This is a genomic window from Herbiconiux sp. (assembly GCF_023264895.1).
Taxonomy (GTDB): domain Bacteria; phylum Actinomycetota; class Actinomycetes; order Actinomycetales; family Microbacteriaceae; genus Herbiconiux.
On record NZ_JAHFUY010000038.1, the window covers coordinates 24545 to 41631 of the forward strand.

The window sequence follows — 17087 nt, forward strand, 5'->3', positions numbered from 1 at the left end:
CCGCGCAGCATCAGCCGCGCGTCACTCCCACTCGATGGTTCCCGGCGGCTTCGACGTCACGTCGAGCACGACCCGGTTGACCCCCGTCACCTCGTTCGTGATGCGATTCGAGATGCGCGCGAGCACGTCGTAGGGCAGTCGGGTCCAGTCCGCCGTCATCGCGTCCTCGCTCGACACGGGCCGCAGCACGATCGGGTGCCCGTAGGTGCGGCCGTCGCCCTGCACGCCCACGGAGCGCACGTCGGCGAGCAGCACGACCGGGCACTGCCAGATCTCGGCGTCGAGACCTGCGGCGGTGAGCTCGGCGCGCACGATGGCGTCGGCGTGCCGCAGCAGCTCGAGGCGCTCGAAGGTCACCTCGCCCACGATCCGGATGCCGAGACCGGGGCCGGGGAAGGGCTGGCGCCCCACGATGACCTCGGGCAGGCCGAGCTCGCGGCCGATCGCCCGCACCTCGTCCTTGAAGAGCGCCCGCAGCGGCTCCACGAGCTCGAACTGCAGGTCTTCGGGGAGGCCGCCCACGTTGTGGTGGCTCTTGATGTTGGCCGTGCCGCTGCCGCCGCCCGACTCCACCACGTCGGGGTAGAGGGTGCCCTGCACGAGGTAGCGGATCGGGTCGCCGTCGGCGGCGGCCTCGGCGATGAGGTCGGCCTGGGCCTGTTCGAACGTGCGGATGAACTCGCGCCCGATGATCTTGCGCTTCTGCTCCGGGTCGCTGACCCCGGCGAGGGCGCCGAGGAACTGCTCCCGGGCGTCGACCGTCACGAGGCGCACACCGGTGGAGGCCACGTAGTCCTCCTCGACCTGGCGGCGCTCGCCCTCGCGCAGCAGCCCGTGGTCGACGAAGATGCAGACGAGCTGGTCGCCCACCGCCTCGTGCACGAGCGCTGCCGCCACCGCGGAGTCGACGCCCCCGGAGAGACCGCAGATGACCTTGCCCGAGCCCACCTGGGCGCGGATGGCGGCCACCTGGTCGGCGATCACGTTGCCCGGGTTCCAGTCGGCGGGGATGCCCGCGGCGCGGTGCAGAAAGTTCTCCAGCAGGTCCTGCCCGTAGGGCGAGTGCTTGACCTCGGGATGCCACTGCACGCCGTAGAGCCCGCGGTCGGTGTTGGAGAAGGCGGCGACCGGCGTGGAGGAGGTGCTGGCGAGCACGTCGAAGCCGTCCGGGGCCTGCACCACCGAGTCGCCGTGGCTCATCCACACCGTCTGGGCGGTCGGCTGCTCTCCGAGCAGCGAGCTGCCCGAGGCGTCGATCGCCACGTCGGTCGAGCCGTACTCGCGGGCGCCGGTCTTGGCGACCTCGCCGCCGAGGGCCTTCGCCATCACCTGGAAGCCGTAGCAGATGCCCATCACGGGCACGCCGAGCTCGAGGATCCCGGGATCCAGCGCCGGGGCGCCCTCCTCGTAGACGCTCGAGGGGCCGCCACTCAGCACGATGCCGACGGGGTTCTTCGCCGCGATCTCGGCCGCCGAGATGGAGTGCGGCACGATCTCGGAGTAGACGCTCGCCTCGCGCACGCGGCGGGCGATCAACTGGGCGTACTGGGCCCCGAAGTCGACGACGAGCACCGGGCGGGTGAGCTCGCCGTGGTCGGGGGTGTGTGCCTCGCTAATGGGATGCCTCCACGGTCTGGGGTCGGGCGGCCTCGGCTTCGCGCGCGGCCAGGTAGGCCTTCACCCGCCGGCCCACGGAGGCCTCGAGGAAGAAGGACAGGAACGGGATGACGCCGCCGAGCGCGATCACGATGAAGGCCCAGAACGGCCACCTCATGAGGCTCCAGAGGCGGAAGTCGGAGAACAGGTAGACCACGTAGAACCAGCCGTGCGCGATCAGGATGCCGGTGCTGAGGTTGACCGCCACGACCGTGCCCTCCGGCACGAGGGCGAGCAGCCCGCGCGGGCCGCCGAGCTCGAGCTCGAGGCCGAGCGGGGTGTACTTCAGCAGCATCTCGGCGCACAGGAGCAGCAGCATGACGCCCGTGATGACGGAGGCGACCTGGTAGAACTTCAGCGCCCCGCGGATGCGCGGGAAGTCCTTCGGTTTGGGAGCGAGGGCCATGGGTCCAGCCTACCCGCGCAGCGGCTGGGGCCCGGCCGTCACGTCGTCGTCCTCATCGTCGTCGTCTTCGTTCTCGCGCTCCCAGGCATCGCGCACGAGCCGGTACCAGAGGTAGACCGCGAAGCCCGCGAACACCACCCACTCGGCGGCATAGAAGATGTTGAGCCAGTTCAACTGCACCGAGCGGTCGGGCTCGGGCGAGAGGATGGCCTCGAGGCCGGGCGCGGGATCGTCGAGCACGAGGTAGCCGCCGTACACCTCGGCGGTGTCGTCGAACTCCGTCCAGCGGTTCACGAGCGAGGCCACCGACATCGTGGTCTCCAGAGGCGATCCGTCGAGCGAGGTGACGCCCTCGACGGGGTCGTACAGGTCGGATGCCTGGGGCGCCTCGGTCGGCAGGTAGCGGCCGACGATCGTCTTGATGTTGTCGGTCTGACCGGAGGACAGCTGCGACGCGACCTCGAGGGCCGCGTCCGCATCGGCCGTCCAGCCCAGAGCGACCGCCAGGTACGTGTCGGCGGGGTCGCTCACCTGGAACTGCCCGATCACCCAATAACCGGCCTCGTCGCCGTTCAGCCGGTCACCGAGGATGTCGAAGCCGGAGAGCGTGTACCCGCCCACCGCCTCGGCCTTCTGCGCGGCCTGCGACTCGAACACGGGTGCCTGCGGCACGCCGATCTCGGTGAGCGGCCGCACGGTCTCGCTCTGGGTGCCCACCACCTCGCCGCTCGAGACGGCCCGCCCGAGCTGCCACTGACCGAGCAGGGCGAAGCCCGCCGCCACGGCGAGCGCGAGCACGAGCATCCCGATCCAGCGCGGTCGGCGCATCACCTCGAACACGGTCGAGCCGGTGCGCTGGGTTCCTGTGGTGCTCAATACTCGCTGTCCCTAGAATCGTTGCCCCGGGCTCGAGGACCGTCCTCGTCCGACTGCAGCATGGCCTGTTCGATCAGCCGATCGACGGTGCGGTCGCCGGTGACCTCGGGCGCCGACGAGGCGAAGGCGCTGCCAGAGCCCTCGTCGGGCCCGCGCTCCGCCTCGGCCTCGGCCGCCGCGGCGGCCACCGCCGCCGCAGCAGCCTTGCGCTTCCGCGTGGTGCCGAGCACGACGCCGCCGATCCGCTCGGAGTTGACCGCGAGGATCGGCCCGAGGATCGCCATGATGAGCACGTAGAGCCCGGCGAACGGCTGAATCCGCTCGTCGAGGCCCGCGGCCAGGGCGAGGGTCGCGAGGATGAGCGCGAACTCCCCCCGGTTCTGCAGGATGGCCGTGGTGTTGATGCCCGCCTGCGGTCCGAGTCCATTGAGCCACGCCACGAACTGTCCCGCGATGATGTTGAGCACCATCGTCATCACGACCGCGAGCACGACCGGAACGATGACATCCGGGAACTTGCTGGGATCGAGCCCGAGCCCGAAGTTCAGGAAGAAGAAGGCGCCGAAGACGTCACGGAGCGGGATGGCTATCTGTTCGATCCGGTTGCGGTACCGCGTCGCGCCCAGCACGAGGCCGATCAGGAACGCACCGATCGCATCCGTGACCCCGAGGATCTCGCCGAGACCGCCGAAGGCCAGCGCGAGACCGAAGAACAGGATGGTGAAGAGCTCGTCGTCCTTCGTGCGGAAGAGCCGGGAGACGAACTTTCCGCCCCACCGTGCGATCGAGAACATCACCACGAGGAAGAGGAACGACACGGCGAGCTTGCCGATGACCGGCCAGACCTCCGTCTCGCCCGAGAGCACCACGGAGACGATCGCGAGGTAGACCGCGATGAACACGTCCTCCACCACGGTCACGCCGAGGATCATCGGGGTCTCGCGGTTGGCCAGACGGTTCAGCTCGATCAGGAGCTTCGTCACGATCGCGCTCGAGGAGGTCGCCGTGATGCCGGCGATGATGAGCGCCTCCCGCGTGCCCCAGCCCACCAGGAACCCGAAGGCGAAGCCCACGAGCATGTTGATGAGGATGTAGGAGCCGCCCGAGATGAGCAGCTTGCCCGCGTTGGAGTAGAACTCGTCCTGGTCGAACTCGAGACCGAGGTTGAACAGCAGCAGGATGAGGCCGACCACCGCGATCAGCTCGATGTACTCCCCGTGCTCGAACGAGATGGGGAACCAGCCGAAGTACGGGCTCGCGAGGAGCCCGACCACCATGTAGATCGGGATGGCCGGGAGGCCGATGGACTTGCCGAGACGCCCCAGGACGTAGGCGATGACGAACAGGACGCCGAGAACGAGGAGATCGGGGCCGAGGTGCATCCGCGGCGGCCTAGCTGTTTCCGGGCGGCGCGTCTGCGAGCTTCTTCAGCTCGCCCGTGCGGAAGAAGTTGAAGGCCTTCGCGACCTTCTCCGGCGAGCCCGCGACGACGAGGGTGTCGCCCGGGAAGACCTTGAAGTCGGGTGCGGGAGCGGGGTTCGCGGAGTCGCCGCGCACGACCGCCACGACCGTGAGCCCGGCGATGCCGCGCTCGGCGGGGCTGCCGAGCGGCTGGCCGGCGATGTGGTCCTCGTAGTCGACCGTGAACCAGTCGATGCTGAGGCCGGGCACCTGGTCGAGGGCCGAGAGCGACTCGGTGATCTGGGTGCCGCCGAGCAGCTCGGCGAGCGTGTGGGCCTCGTCCTCCGACAGGCGGAGGGACACCTTGGTGGAGTCGGGGCCGTCGGCGTCGTCGGCGAAGGTGATGAGGTCGCTGTGGCCCGAGCGGTGAGCGATCACGCCCACCTTGCCGCCGTCGGAGGTGATGAACGTATGCAGCACACCCACGCCGGGAAGCTTGACTCGCCGAACATCGACCATGGCTGTCTCCTCCGAGAAAACGCCGCCACGACATCACGGTGAGCCGGCGGTGACTCCAGTTTAGTCAAGCCGCCGCGGGGTCACGTCGCCGTTCGCACTGAGCGCACGGCGACGTGACGGTCCGGATCCGTCGCCTCAGTCTGTCGGCACGATGTCCGGGGCCTCGAGCCGGATGCGCTCGGCCGACTCGTCGTCGGGCTGCAGCTGGCTGGCCCGCTCGGCCGCCACGCGCTCGAGGTAGAAGGCCACCTCGCGCTCGATCGTGTCGTCGTCCCAGCCGAGCACACCGCCCATGAGCTTCGCCGCCACGGGCGCCGCCGAGACGCCGCGGTCCCAGGCCTCGATCGAGATGCGGGTGCGCCGGGCGAGCACGTCGTCGAGGTGCAGGGCGCTCTCGTGGGAGGCCGCGTAGACCACCTCGGCGCCGATGTAGTCGTCAGCACCCGGCAGCGGCTCGGCGAGGCTCGGATCCTCGCGGATGAGATCGAGCAGTTCGTCGGTGAGCGTGCCGTAGCGGTTCAGCAGGTGCTCGATCCGCACGGTGTGCACGCCGAACTTGCGGGCGATCTTCTGCCGCTTGTTCCACGCGGCCTGATAGCCCTCGGCACCCAGCAGGGCGATGTCCTGTGTCACCGAGGGCGAGATGCGGCCGTCGAGCGCCGAGACGGCGGCGTCGATGGCGTCCTTCGCCATGATCCGGTAGGTGGTCCACTTGCCGCCCGCGATCACCACGAGACCGGGCACCGAGTGCGCCACGAGGTGCTCGCGCGAGAGCTTCGACGTCTGGTCGGACTCCCCGGCCAGCAGCGGGCGGAGGCCGGCGTAGACGCCCTCCACGTCCTCCCGGGTGAGGGGAACGGCGAGCACCTTGTTGACGTGCTCGAGCACGTAGTCGATGTCGGCGGCGGTGGCGGCCGGATGCGCCTTGTCGAGCTTCCAGTCGGTGTCGGTCGTGCCGATGAGCCAGTGCCGCCCCCACGGGATGACGAACAGCACGCTCTTCTCGGTGCGCAGGAGGAGCCCCGACTTGCCCTGGAAGCGGTCGCGCGGCACCACGAGGTGGATGCCCTTGGAGGCGCGCACCTTGAACTGGCCGCGCTCGCCCACCATGGCCTGGGTCTCGTCGGTCCAGACACCGGTGGCGTTCACGACCTGCTTGGCGCGGATCTCGAACGTCTCGCCGGTCTCGAGGTCGTGCGCGTGCACTCCCACGACGCGCTCGCCCACCTTGATGAAGCCCTCGACCTTCACCCGGCTCGCCACGTGGGCCCCGTAGGAGGCCGCGGTGCGGGCGAGGCTCGACACGTAGCGCGCGTCGTCGACCTGGGCGTCGTAGTAGGTGATGCCGCCGATCAGGGCGTCCTTCGCGAGGCTCGGCATGAGCGCCTGCACCTGCTTCTTCGAGAGGTGGCGGTGGTGCGGCACCCCGGGAGGGCGGCCGCCCGAGTAGCTGAAGATGTCGTAGAGCAGCATGCCGGCGCCGATGTAGGCCCGCTCGACGATGCGCTTGTTGAGCGGGTAGAGGAACCGTACGGGCTTCACGAGGTGCGGCGCGATGCGCTGCAGCAGCAGTCCGCGCTCGGTGAGGGCCTCGCGCACGAGCCTGAAGTCGAGCTGCTCGAGGTACCGGATGCCGCCGTGCACGAGCTTCGACGATCGGCTCGACGTGCCGGAGGCCCAGTCGCGCGCCTCGACCATGCCGGTGCGAAGGCCTCGCGTCACCGCATCGAGCGCGGCTCCGGTGCCCACGATGCCCCCACCCACCACGAGGATGTCGAGTTCCTTCTCCTTGAGGGTCTCGATGGCCGCGATGCGCTCCTCCGGACCGATCTTGGTGGAGTGCGAGACGGATGTCTTGGGCATGGGACTCTCCTTCGGTGCAGAGCGGCGGGCTAGCCGCATCCGCTCCCCACGCTAGTCAACCCGGTAGGGAGCGACAACCACTTCGATCCTCTGGAATTCCTTCAGGTCCGAGTAGCCGGTGGTCGCCATCGAGCGGCGGAGAGCGCCGATCAGGTTGGCGGTGCCGTCGGCCACGGGCGATGGCCCGTAGAGCACCTGCTCGAGAGGTGCGACCGAGCCCACGTGCACCCGGTTGCCGCGCGGCAGCTGCGAGTGGTGCGCCTCGGGGCCCCAGTGCCAACCGCCGCCCGGGGCGTCGCTCGCACGGGCCAGCGCGGTGCCGAGCATGACGGCGTCGGCGCCGACCGAGATGGCCTTCACGATGTCGCCCGAGGTGCCGAGACCGCCGTCGGCGATCACGTGCACGTAGCGGCCGCCCGACTCGTCCATGTAGTCCCGGCGCGCGCCCGCGACGTCGGCCACCGCGGTGGCCATGGGCGCGTGGATGCCGAGGGTCGCGCGCGTGGTCGACGCGGCTCCCCCGCCGAAGCCCACGAGCACGCCCGCGGCTCCCGTGCGCATGAGGTGCAGGGCCGCGGTGTAGGTGGCGGCGCCGCCCACGATCACGGGAACGTCGAGCTCGTAGATGAACTTCTTGAGGTTGAGCGGCTCGACGGTCTTCGAGACGTGCTCGGCCGAGACGGTGGTGCCGCGGATGACGAACAGGTCGACTCCGGCCGCCACGACGGTCTCGTAGAGCTCCTGGGTGCGCTGCGGCGAGAGCGCGCCGGCGACGGTGACGCCGGAGGCACGGATCTCGGCCAGGCGCGCGGTGACCAGCTCGGGCTTGATCGGCTCGGAGTAGATCTCCTGCATGCGCTCGGTCGAGCGCCCCTCGGGCAGGTTGCGGATCTCCTCGAGCAGCGGCTCCGGATCCTCGTACCGCGTCCAGACACCCTCGAGGTCGAGCACGCCCACGCCGCCGAGCTGCCCGATCATGATGGCGGTCTGCGGCGAGACGACGGAGTCCATCGGGGCGGCGAGCACCGGGATGTCGAAGTGGTAGGCGTCGATCGCCCAGCTCACCGACACATCCTGGGGGTCGCGGGTGCGCCGCGAGGGCACCACCGCGATGTCGTCGAACGCGTAGACACGGCGGGCGCGCTTGGCGCGGCCGATTTCGAACTCCATACTCACCCCCCAACCTTAGCGAACCGGCCGACGCGGGCCTGGTACCCGCCTCCGCCGGGCCCTACTCTGGAGGCGTCCGACCGCTCGTGCTGGGAGGCATCATGTCGTCATTCGCCGTCAAGGACGAGCTCCTCGACGCCCAGACGCTGCGGGCCGCGGCCGCGGCACCTTTCGGCGGCGCCGACGTCTTCGAGACCATCGCGGTCGCGCGCCGGGTGAAGGGGACGGACTTCGACTCGTAGCACGCCGAGTGGTCGGCCGCCGCCGATGCCGCCTACTCCCTCGGCGTCACGGCGGAGTCGCGCGGCGAGTCCGAGACCGCCCGCCTCGCCTTCCTGCGTGCCACCACCTACTTCCGCACCGCGGGCAGCGTCTTCCTCGCCCGGCCGGTCGACCCGCGGCTGCCGGCGAGCATCGCCCGCCAGCGCGAGGCGTTCCGCCGGGCGATCGCGCACTTCCGTTCGCCCGTGGAGATCCTCGAGATCCCCTACGAGGGCACCACGCTCCCGGGCTACTTCTTCTCGGCCGTGGCGGCCGACCACCCCGAGGCCGGCGCCCGCCGCGCCACGGTGGTGCTGGTCGACGGCTACGACGGCACCACCGAGGAGCTGTACTTCTGGAACGCGGCGGCGGCCCTCGACCGCGGCTACAACGTGCTGGCCTTCGACGGCCCCGGGCAGGGCTCGGTGCTCGTGGAGCAGGGGCTCCCGCTCCGGCCCGACTACGAGAACGTCGTCACCCCCGTGCTCGACTTCCTGCTCGAACGGGCCGACGTCGATCCGGACCGCATCGGGCTCATCGGACTGAGTCTCGGCGGCTACCTGGCCCCGCGCGCGGCGAGCAGCGAGCACCGGATCGCGGCCTGCATCGCCGACTCGGGCGCCTTCGACCTGTTCGACGCCTCCGTCGCCCGGGTGCCGAAGCCCCTGCGCGGCCAGATCCCGGATGGCAACGAGGCCGCACGCGTGCTCATCGACGGCATGATCGACCACGTGCTCGGCTCCCCCACAGGCGGCTGGGCGCTCCGCCGCAACCTCTTTGCGCACGGGGTCGACGATCCGATGGACTACTTCCGTCTGGCCAAGCGCTTCACCCTCAAGGGCTTCGCCGAGAAGATCACGTGCCCCACCCTCGTGACCCACGCCGAGCACGACGACATCGGTGCGACGGCACCCCAGCTGTTCACCGCGCTCAGGGCGCCGAAGCAGCTGCTGCTGTTCACCGAGGCCGAAGGGGCGGCTCAGCACTGCGAGACCGGAGCCCGCCAGCTCTACCACGCGCGCGCTTTCGGCTGGCTCGACGCGCTCCTCGAGCCCAGCCGCCTCGGCTGAGCCCGCCGCCCGCGGCCCGCGGGCTAGCGGCGGTAGTTGGGGGCCTCGACCACCATCTGCACGTCGTGCGGGTGCGACTCCTTGAGGCCGGCCGCCGTGATGCGCACGAAGCGGCCCTTCTCCTTGAGCTCGGGGATGGTGCGGGCGCCCACGTAGAACATCGACTGCCGGAGGCCGCCGGCGAGCTGGTAGGCCACGTTCGCGAGCGGGCCGCGGTAGGGCACCTGGCCCTCGATGCCCTCGGCGATGAGCTTGTCGTCGGAGGGCACGTCCGACTGGAAGTAGCGGTCCTTCGAGTACGAGGTCTTCTCGCCGCGGGTCTGCAGGGCGCCGAGCGAGCCCATGCCGCGGTAGTTCTTGAACTGCTTGCCGTTGACGAACACGAGGTCGCCGGGGCTCTCGTCGCAGCCCGCGAGCAGCGAGCCGAGCATGACGGTGTCGGCGCCGGCCACGAGGGCCTTCGCGATGTCGCCGGAGTACTGCAGCCCGCCGTCGGCGATCACGGGGACCCCGGACTCGCGAGCGGCGAGGGAGGCCTCGTAGACGGCGGTCACCTGGGGCACGCCCACGCCGGCCACCACGCGGGTGGTGCAGATGGAGCCGGGGCCCACCCCCACCTTGATGGCGTCGGCCCCCGCGTCGACGAGCGCCTGCGCGCCCGAGCGGGTGGCCACGTTGCCGCCGATGACGTCGACCTCGGCGAAGGCCGAGTCGCTCTTCAGGCGGCGGATGATCTCGAGCACGCCCGCGCTGTCACCGTTGGCGGTGTCGACCACGATCACGTCGACGCCCGCGTCGAGGAGGTTCGTGGCGCGCTGCCAGGCGTCTCCGAAGAAGCCGATGGCGGCGCCCACGCGCAGGCGGCCCGCGCCGTCCTTCGTGGCGTTCGGGTACTTCTCGCTCTTGTCGAAGTCCTTCACCGTGATGAGGCCGGAGAGCCGGCCCGCGTCGTCCACGATCGGGAGCTTCTCGATCTTGTGCTGCGCGAAGATCGCCACCGCGTCATCCGGGTCGACCCCGACCTTGGCGGTGATGAGCGGCATCTTGGTCATCACGTCGCGCACGAACGTGGTCGATTTCTCGAACTGCGAGACGAAGCGCATGTCGCGGTTGGTGATGATGCCCACGAGCACGCCGCTGCCGTCGACCACGGGCAGTCCGCTCACGCGGTACACGCCGCACAGGGCGTCGACCTCGGCCACCGTGGCATCCGGAGTCGTGGTGACAGGGTCGCTGACCATGCCGGACTCGCTGCGCTTGACCCGGTCGACCTGCTCCGCCTGGTCGGCGATCGAGAGGTTGCGGTGCAGGATGCCGAGGCCGCCCTGGCGGGCCATCGCCACGGCCATGCGCGACTCGGTCACGGTGTCCATGGCGGCCGAGAGCAGCGGTGTGGCCACCTGGATGCGCTTCGTGAGCCGCGAGGAGGTGTCCGCCTCGCTCGGGATGACATCGGTGTGCCCCGGCAGGAGCATCACGTCGTCGTAGGTCAATCCCACAAAGCCGAACGGATCAGCCTGGTCCATCGTTCTCCCTTTATCCGCGCCCGAATCTTGATCAATGGTAACGGTTAGGAAGTAGGCAGTATTCCGTGTAGAAATGACCGACATCCGATTTGGGTATCCACTTGAAACACCGTGGACACAATTCGTATGTATGGTCGAGCACTGTCGCTACGACCATAGACACGGAGAGGCGCCACCACCCCCGGTGCCCTCCATCCAGGAGGTGCTGTCTTGATCGCAGGTATCCGTATCGGACCAGGAGTCCGTCTCACCAAGATGATCCTCGCCGCGTTATCGCTGTGCCTGGGCATCGTGCTCGGCTCCGGGGCCTTGTCCGCCACGGCGTCGCCTGCTCCGACCCCCACCCCCACGAGCGACTTCACGAACACGCTCACGATCGGTGGCGTGCTCCGCGACGGCGACAACGTCGTCGAGGGCGCCGAGGTCACGGTCGAGGGCGCGAGCGGCTTCTCCGAGGTCGCGACGAGCGATGACACCGGCCGCTGGTCGGTCATCGTGCCGGAGAAGGCGGAGTACACGGTCACGATCGACCCCGAGACCCTGCCCGACGGCGTCGAGCTCCGCGATCCCGATCGCGACACCGCCACCGTCTCCTCGAGCGAGTGGCAGACCAACTCGATCACGCGCTCGTTCCCGCTCGGCGCCGACACCCGGCAGACCACGGGCTTCTTCGAGCAGTTCCTGCAGCGCCTCGCCGCGGGCCTGAATTTCGGCCTCCTGATCGCCCTCGCGGCCATCGGCATCACCCTGATCTTCGGCACCACGGGCCTCAACAACTTCGCCCACGGCGAAATGGTGACCTTCGGCGCCATCATCGCCTGGATCACGGCGGTGCTGCTCGGCGTCAACATCTTCGTCGCCATGCTGATCGCGCTCGTGCTCGGTGGTGTCTTCGGCTACGTGCAGGACTGGTTGCTCTGGAAGCCCTTGAGGCGGAAGGGGGTGAAGCTCGTCCAGGCCATGATCGTGTCGATCGGTCTCGCGATCGCGCTGCGCTACACCTACCTCTTCTTCATCGACGGCTCCACGAAGACCATGAACGTGGGCCTCTCGGACGCCATCGTGCTCGGCCCGGTGCGCATCACGACCGGCTCCATCGTGAGCATGGTCATCTCGATCGTGGCGCTTCTCGCGGTCGGCCTCTTCCTCACCCGCACCCGGGTGGGCAAGGCCACTCGCGCGGTCTCCGACAACCCCTCCCTCGCCGCCGCCTCGGGCATCGACGTCGACCGCATCATCCGGATCGTGTGGGTGCTCGCGGGCGCCCTCGCGGCTCTCGCCGGCGTGATGCTCGGCCTCTACCGCCAGGTCTCCTGGGACATGGGCTTCCAGGTTCTTCTCCTGATGTTCGCCGCCGTCACGCTCGGTGGCCTCGGCTCCGCCTACGGCGCGCTCGTCGGCTCGATCGTGGTGGGCCTGTTCGTCGAGCTCTCGACCCTCATCATCCCGGCCGACCTCAAGTACGCCGCCGCGCTGGTGGTGCTGATCGTGGTGCTGCTCGTCAGACCGCAGGGCATCCTCGGCCGTAAAGAACGAATCGGTTAAGGGAGGAGAGACTCATGGACTGGGGAAACATCTTCGGCAACGCCATCGGCGAGATCATCAGCCCGACGACGGCGGCCTACGCTCTCGCGGCCATCGGCCTCGGCATCCACTTCGGCTACACGGGCCTTCTGAACTTCGGTCAGGCCGCCTTCCTGCTGATCGGTGCCTACGCCTTCGCCATCCCGACCCTCGCGGGCGCCCCGCTCATCGTGGCGGTGCTCTCGGCGATCATCTGCTCGATCATCTTCGCCTTCATCCTCGGCATCCCCACGCTGAGGCTGCGGGCCGACTACCTCGCTATCGTCACGATCGCCTCGGCCGAGGTGGTGCGCTACATCGTCACCACCACCGGCCTCACCGACGTCACCGGTGCCGCCAACGGCCTGTCGGGCTTCAAGGGCACCTTCGCCGCCATCAACCCGATCCCGGAGGGGCGCTACGGCTTCGGCCCGTTCGTCTACAACGAGTACGACTGGTGGATCCGGATCGTGGGCTGGACCCTCGTGGTGCTCGCGAGCGTGCTCGTCTTCCTGCTCATGCGGAGCCCCTGGGGCCGCGTCGTCAAGGGCATCCGTGAAGACGAGGATGCCGTGCGCAGCCTCGGCAAGAACGTCTACAGCTACAAGATGCAGGCCCTCGTGATCGGTGGCGTCATGGGCTCCATCGCGGGAATCATCTTCATCCTGCCCCGCGCGGTGCAGCCGGCGAACTACACCACCGGCCTCACCTTCTTCATCTGGACGATCATGCTGCTCGGCGGTGCCGCCACCATCTTCGGCCCCATCGTCGGCGCGATGATCTTCTGGGTCGTGCTCTCGCTCACACAGGGCATCCTCTACGGTGCGATCGAAGCGGGCATCCTCCCGTTCATCGACACCACCCAGGCAGGGCAGATCCGCTTCATCCTCGTCGGTGTCGCGCTGATGCTCCTCGTCATATTCAGGCCGCAAGGCATCTTCGGAAACAAGAAGGAGCTGTCCTTCAGTGTCTAACCTCGACAAGACCTCCGTCGGAGAACCGGCCCTCACGGTCACCCACCCCCTCGTCAAGGGCGAGGTGGGCCCCGGATGCGCGAAGGTCGATCCCATCGTCATCGCCGACAGCGTCACCCGCCAGTTCGGCGGCCTCAAGGCGGTCGACGTCGCCCACCTCGAGATCCCGCGCGGTCAGATCACCGCGCTGATCGGTCCGAACGGCGCCGGCAAGACCACCATGTTCAACCTGCTCACGGGCTTCGACAAGCCCAACACCGGCACGTGGGAGTTCGACGGCAAGTCGCTCGCGGGCGTCCCGGCGTTCAAGGTGGCACGGGCCGGCATGGTGCGCACCTTCCAGCTCACCAAGTCGCTCGGTCGCCTCTCGGTGCTGCAGAACATGCTGCTCGGAGCCACGGGCCAGCGCGGCGAGGGCCTCTTCAGCTCGCTGATCAAGCCTCTCTGGCGTCAGCAGGAGGAGGAGAACACGATTCGCGCCGACGAGCTCCTCGCCCGCTTCAAGCTCGATGCCAAGCGCGAGGACTACGCGGCCTCGCTCTCAGGCGGCCAGCGCAAGCTGCTCGAGATGGCGCGGGCCCTCATGTCCCAGCCCGAGCTCATCATGCTCGACGAGCCGATGGCCGGTGTGAACCCGGCCCTCACGCAGTCGCTCCTCGGGCACATCAAGAACCTCAAGGCCGACGGCACCTCGGTGCTCTTCGTCGAGCACGACATGCACATGGTCATGCACATCTCCGACTGGGTGATCGTGATGGCCGAGGGCCGTGTCGTGGCCGAGGGCCCGCCCGAGACCGTCATGAAGGATCCCGCCGTGATCGACGCCTACCTCGGCGCCCACCACGACACCGACCTCGGCGACCTCATGGAGGACGGCCCGAACCCGGTGCTCGAGGCCGAGCGCAGAGCGCGCGAAGCGCACCCCGAGGCCGCGTCGGAGGACGACGGCTACGCGAAGCCGGAGGAGAGGGCATGAGCGACATCGATCCCAATGAGGTCAACGCCGAGACGAACGATCTCGCGGCGGAGCGCGCTGCGGCCCGCACGGCGGCACCGACCGACCGCGGCGACGTGGTGCTGAAGACCGAGAACCTGGTCGGCGGCTACCTGCCCGGCGTCAACATCCTGAACGGCTGCACCATCGAGGCCTACCCGGGTGAGCTCATCGGCATCATCGGCCCGAACGGTGCCGGCAAGTCGACGGTCCTGAAGGCCATCTTCGGCCAGATCAAGATCCGCGGCGGCCGCGTCATCCTGAAGGGCGAGGACATCACGGGCCTGAAGGCCAACAAGCTCGTCACCAAGGGCGTCGGCATGGTGCCCCAGAACAACAACGTCTTCCCGAGCCTCACCATCGAGGAGAACCTCGAGATGGGCCTGTTCCAGAAGCCGTCGATCTTCGCGGAGCGCTTCGACTTCGTCACGACGCTCTTCCCGGAGCTCGGCAAGCGGCGCAAGCAGCGTGCCGGCTCGCTCTCGGGCGGTGAGCGCCAGATGGTGGCCATGGGCCGTGCGCTCATGATGGAGCCGTCGGTGCTGCTGCTCGACGAGCCCTCCGCGGGCCTGTCGCCCGTGCGGCAGGACGAGACGTTCATGCGTGTGCACCAGATCAACCGTGCGGGCGTCTCCGTCATCATGGTGGAGCAGAACGCCCGTCGCTGCCTGCAGATCTGCGATCGCGCCTACGTGCTCGACCAGGGCCGTGACGCCTACACGGGCACGGGCCGCGAGCTCATGAAGGACCCGAAGGTCATCGAGCTCTACCTCGGCACCCTGGCAGCCGACCAGGGCCACTAACCCCGCGCCCCCTCCCTCCCCCGAGTGGTCACAAAAGGCCCCAAGACTACGGTCTTGGGGCCTTTTCTGACCCCTCGCGGGAGGCGGGCAGCAGAAAGGCCCGGCACCCTCTGAGAGGGGCCGGGCCTTCGGTGTGCGGGGTGGACTACTCCGCGAGCGAGCCGAACTCGACGTTCAGCGGCGCGTAGGTGTTGTCCGAACCGTACTGGTAGATACCGATGTAGGCCTCGGTCGGGTCGCCGTTCTCATCGAACGTGATCGGGCCCGAGACGCCCTCGTAGTCGATGTCGGTGCCGGCGGCCAGCAGGTCGGCGCACTCCGCGAACGAGGTGCACTTGGTGCCCCCCTCGGAGACGGCCTGCATGTTCGCCTGGATGGTCGGACCATCCGAGGCACCGCCGGCGACGGCGGCGAGAGCCATCAGGTTGACGGCGTCGTACGACTCGGCAGCGTAGCTGTAGTCGTTCAGGTCGGGGTTGATCCCGAGCAGCTTGGCCTTGAACTCGTCATCGGCCAGAACGCCGGGGAGCGTGCCCTTGGCGCAGTTCAGTGTGCCGGCGTCGAAGTCCTCGTCGTAGTTCGACAGGTTGCCGTCCACGAAGTAGAGCTTGCTGCCGTCGAAGCCCTTGGTGCCGATGAGCTCGGGCACGATGACCTTGGTCTGGTCGAACGCGATGAGCGCGATCGAGTCGGGGTCCTCGGCGAGAACGGCGTCGATCTGAGCGCTGAACTGGCTGTCGCCCTCGTTGAACGCCTCGGAGGCCACGACGGTGCCGCCGGCGTTCTCGATGGCGGTCGTGACGTTGGACTCGAGGCCCGAGCCGTAGGCGTCGTTGAGGTAGATGATGCCGACGTTCTCGGCACCGTCGTTGACCATCAGGTTGCCGAGCACGCGGCCCTGCAGCACGTCGGACGGAGCGGTGCGGAAGTAGTAGCCGCCGTCGTCGTAGGTGGAGAAGTCGGGCGAGGTGTTGGCGGGCGAGATCTGGACGACCTGCGCGCCGGTCACCTGGTCGATGAAGGTGAACGAGACACCGGACGACGCGGCTCCGACGATGCCGGAGACGCCCTGGCTGAGCAGGTCGGTCGCCGACTGGGTCGCGATGTCGGTCGTGGTGTCGCCCGAGTCGCGGTGGATGACCTCGGCGTTGCCGCCCAGGACGCCGGCCGACGACGCGTTGATCTCGGCGATGGCCAGGTCGACACCTGCGATCTCGGGCGGGCCGAGGAAGGCCAGGGTTCCCGTGGTCGGGAGGATCGAGCCGAGCTTCAGCTTGGTCTCGCGCGTCTGAGGGGTCTCGGGCGCTGCCGGGGTGACCTCGGCGGCCGCGGTGGCCGCGTCGGGGCCGCAGACGGCCGCAGCGGCGGTGCTGTCTCCCCCGTCGGTGCTCGGCGTCGAGGCGCAGGATGCCAGCAGCAGAGCGCCGGCACTGAACGCGGCGACGCCGGCAACGATGGAGAGGGGCTTCGAGCGCGAGGTGGTGACCTTCGCGAATACGCTCATGGTGCTCCTTATTAGATGTGTGCAGTTTCGTGGCAGGTTCGAAGAACCGGCCGTGGATTCACGGTAAGCGGTGTTCGGGCCCGGAACAATACATTGGTGTTACAGCCGTGTAACACGGCCAAATCGTTACCTGTCGGTGACCTGCACGACACCCGTCGACAACTGACCGGTGACCCCGGTGTAGCGGATGTCGGCCCGCGTCTTCAGCACGTCGAGGCAGGCTCCGTAGGTGGAGCAGGACACGGCGCCGGTGGTCACGGCGGGCAGGAACTGCTGCACCGAGGTGCGTCCGTCGTCGCCCGCGAGTGCGGCGGCGAGCGCGATCATGACGACCGCGTCGTAGCTCTCGACGCCGTACCGGGTGTCGGCGAGGGTCGGATCGGACGAGCGCAGTCGTGCACTGAACGCCTCGTCGACCGCCACGGGCTCACCCGTCGCGCCCACGGCGGCGATGCCGCTCGCCGCGGCGGCCTCGGCCAGCGCGGGCAGCAGCGCCGGAGC

The 17087-nt window shown here is 68.9% G+C and carries 15 protein-coding genes and 1 pseudogene; 6 read left to right on the plus strand and 10 right to left on the minus strand.

The genetic code is table 11. The features are described from left to right. Positions 1 to 21 precede the first annotated feature (21 nt). The 7 genes from guaA to Q0D57_RS08745 all read right to left on the minus strand — a co-directional run bounded on the left by guaA (position 22) and on the right by Q0D57_RS08745 (position 7891). Positions 22 to 1572 carry a glutamine-hydrolyzing GMP synthase gene (gene guaA / locus Q0D57_RS08715; RefSeq protein WP_259525244.1) on the minus strand — a complete coding sequence of 517 codons (1551 nt, stop codon included), beginning with the start codon at positions 1570 to 1572 and terminating at the stop codon, positions 22 to 24. A 40-nt stretch (positions 1573 to 1612) separates the two neighbouring features. Next, positions 1613 to 2062, minus strand: coding sequence for a DUF3817 domain-containing protein (locus tag Q0D57_RS08720; protein WP_259525245.1), 450 nt, complete (start codon positions 2060 to 2062; stop codon positions 1613 to 1615). 9 nt (positions 2063 to 2071) lie between these two features. Further along, on the minus strand, positions 2072 to 2938 hold the full coding sequence (locus Q0D57_RS08725; RefSeq protein WP_291041527.1) for an SURF1 family cytochrome oxidase biogenesis protein: 867 nt from the start codon (positions 2936 to 2938) through the stop codon (positions 2072 to 2074). Continuing rightward, complete coding sequence (locus Q0D57_RS08730; RefSeq protein WP_291041532.1) at positions 2935 to 4320, minus strand: cation:proton antiporter; 1386 nt, start codon at positions 4318 to 4320, stop codon at positions 2935 to 2937. Before Q0D57_RS08730 ends, Q0D57_RS08725 begins: the two co-directional genes overlap by 4 nt. Positions 4321 to 4330: 10 nt before the next feature. Next, positions 4331 to 4858: a TrkA C-terminal domain-containing protein gene (locus Q0D57_RS08735; RefSeq protein ID WP_259525248.1), complete on the minus strand. Its 528-nt coding sequence runs from the start codon at positions 4856 to 4858 to the stop codon at positions 4331 to 4333. Positions 4859 to 4993: 135 nt separating this feature from the next. After that, positions 4994 to 6721, minus strand: coding sequence for a glycerol-3-phosphate dehydrogenase/oxidase (locus Q0D57_RS08740; protein WP_291041537.1), 1728 nt, complete (start codon positions 6719 to 6721; stop codon positions 4994 to 4996). A gap of 51 nt (positions 6722 to 6772) precedes the next feature. Next, positions 6773 to 7891 (minus strand): GuaB3 family IMP dehydrogenase-related protein, encoded by a 1119-nt coding sequence (locus Q0D57_RS08745; protein WP_291041539.1) that lies wholly within the window; start codon positions 7889 to 7891, stop codon positions 6773 to 6775. A gap of 101 nt (positions 7892 to 7992) precedes the next feature. On the opposite strand from Q0D57_RS08745, the gene Q0D57_RS08750 reads away from it, so the two are divergent. Continuing rightward, positions 7993 to 8133, plus strand: coding sequence for a hypothetical protein (locus Q0D57_RS08750; RefSeq protein ID WP_291041542.1), 141 nt, complete (start codon positions 7993 to 7995; stop codon positions 8131 to 8133). A 225-nt stretch (positions 8134 to 8358) separates the two neighbouring features. After that, complete coding sequence (locus Q0D57_RS08755; protein WP_291041545.1) at positions 8359 to 9222, plus strand: alpha/beta fold hydrolase; 864 nt, start codon at positions 8359 to 8361, stop codon at positions 9220 to 9222. A 23-nt stretch (positions 9223 to 9245) separates the two neighbouring features. Here Q0D57_RS08755 and guaB read toward each other — a convergent pair whose 3' ends face one another. Next, positions 9246 to 10748 (minus strand): IMP dehydrogenase, encoded by a 1503-nt coding sequence (guaB, locus tag Q0D57_RS08760; protein WP_291041548.1) that lies wholly within the window; start codon positions 10746 to 10748, stop codon positions 9246 to 9248. 255 nt (positions 10749 to 11003) lie between these two features. Between guaB and Q0D57_RS08765 the strand changes: the two genes are divergently transcribed. The 4 genes from Q0D57_RS08765 (at position 11004) to Q0D57_RS08780 (ending at position 15082) form a co-directional block, all read left to right on the plus strand. Continuing rightward, positions 11004 to 12293 (plus strand): branched-chain amino acid ABC transporter permease, encoded by a 1290-nt coding sequence (locus Q0D57_RS08765; protein WP_291041551.1) that lies wholly within the window; start codon positions 11004 to 11006, stop codon positions 12291 to 12293. A 14-nt stretch (positions 12294 to 12307) separates the two neighbouring features. Further along, entirely contained in the window at positions 12308 to 13285 is a 978-nt protein-coding gene (locus Q0D57_RS08770; RefSeq protein ID WP_291041555.1) for a branched-chain amino acid ABC transporter permease, read from the plus strand. A 64-nt stretch (positions 13286 to 13349) separates the two neighbouring features. Next, the gene (locus Q0D57_RS08775) at positions 13350 to 14261 is read left to right on the plus strand and encodes an ABC transporter ATP-binding protein (protein WP_291041566.1); all 912 of its coding nucleotides are present in this window, start codon (positions 13350 to 13352) and stop codon (positions 14259 to 14261) included. Continuing rightward, a complete protein-coding gene (locus Q0D57_RS08780; RefSeq protein ID WP_291041558.1) occupies positions 14258 to 15082 on the plus strand; it encodes an ABC transporter ATP-binding protein in 825 nt (274 codons plus the stop codon). Before Q0D57_RS08775 ends, Q0D57_RS08780 begins: the two co-directional genes overlap by 4 nt. 145 nt (positions 15083 to 15227) lie before the next feature. Here the strand turns inward: Q0D57_RS08780 and Q0D57_RS08785 are convergent, their stop codons facing one another. Both Q0D57_RS08785 and Q0D57_RS08790 read right to left on the minus strand, forming a co-directional pair. Continuing rightward, positions 15228 to 16586 carry an ABC transporter substrate-binding protein gene (locus Q0D57_RS08785; RefSeq protein ID WP_291041561.1) on the minus strand — a complete coding sequence of 453 codons (1359 nt, stop codon included), beginning with the start codon at positions 16584 to 16586 and terminating at the stop codon, positions 15228 to 15230. Between the two features lie 126 nt (positions 16587 to 16712). Continuing rightward, positions 16713 to 17087 (minus strand): annotated as a pseudogene (locus Q0D57_RS08790) (hypothetical protein); the annotation flags it as partial.

Bases quoted from the DNA above. Each gene is read 5' to 3' on its own strand.
- Q0D57_RS08720 (WP_259525245.1), bottom strand. From the start codon at position 2,062: ATGGCCCTCGCTCCCAAACCGAAGGACTTCCCGCGCATCCGCGGGGCG.
- Q0D57_RS08730 (WP_291041532.1), bottom strand. From the start codon at position 4,320: ATGCACCTCGGCCCCGATCTCCTCGTTCTCGGCGTCCTGTTCGTCATC.
- Q0D57_RS08735 (WP_259525248.1), bottom strand. From the start codon at position 4,858: ATGGTCGATGTTCGGCGAGTCAAGCTTCCCGGCGTGGGTGTGCTGCAT.
- Q0D57_RS08740 (WP_291041537.1), bottom strand. From the start codon at position 6,721: ATGCCCAAGACATCCGTCTCGCACTCCACCAAGATCGGTCCGGAGGAG.
- Q0D57_RS08745 (WP_291041539.1), bottom strand. From the start codon at position 7,891: ATGGAGTTCGAAATCGGCCGCGCCAAGCGCGCCCGCCGTGTCTACGCG.
- Q0D57_RS08750 (WP_291041542.1), top strand. From the start codon at position 7,993: ATGTCGTCATTCGCCGTCAAGGACGAGCTCCTCGACGCCCAGACGCTG.
- guaB (WP_291041548.1), bottom strand. From the start codon at position 10,748: ATGGACCAGGCTGATCCGTTCGGCTTTGTGGGATTGACCTACGACGAC.
- Q0D57_RS08765 (WP_291041551.1), top strand. From the start codon at position 11,004: ATGATCCTCGCCGCGTTATCGCTGTGCCTGGGCATCGTGCTCGGCTCC.
- Q0D57_RS08770 (WP_291041555.1), top strand. From the start codon at position 12,308: ATGGACTGGGGAAACATCTTCGGCAACGCCATCGGCGAGATCATCAGC.
- Q0D57_RS08780 (WP_291041558.1), top strand. From the start codon at position 14,258: ATGAGCGACATCGATCCCAATGAGGTCAACGCCGAGACGAACGATCTC.
- Q0D57_RS08785 (WP_291041561.1), bottom strand. From the start codon at position 16,586: ATGAGCGTATTCGCGAAGGTCACCACCTCGCGCTCGAAGCCCCTCTCC.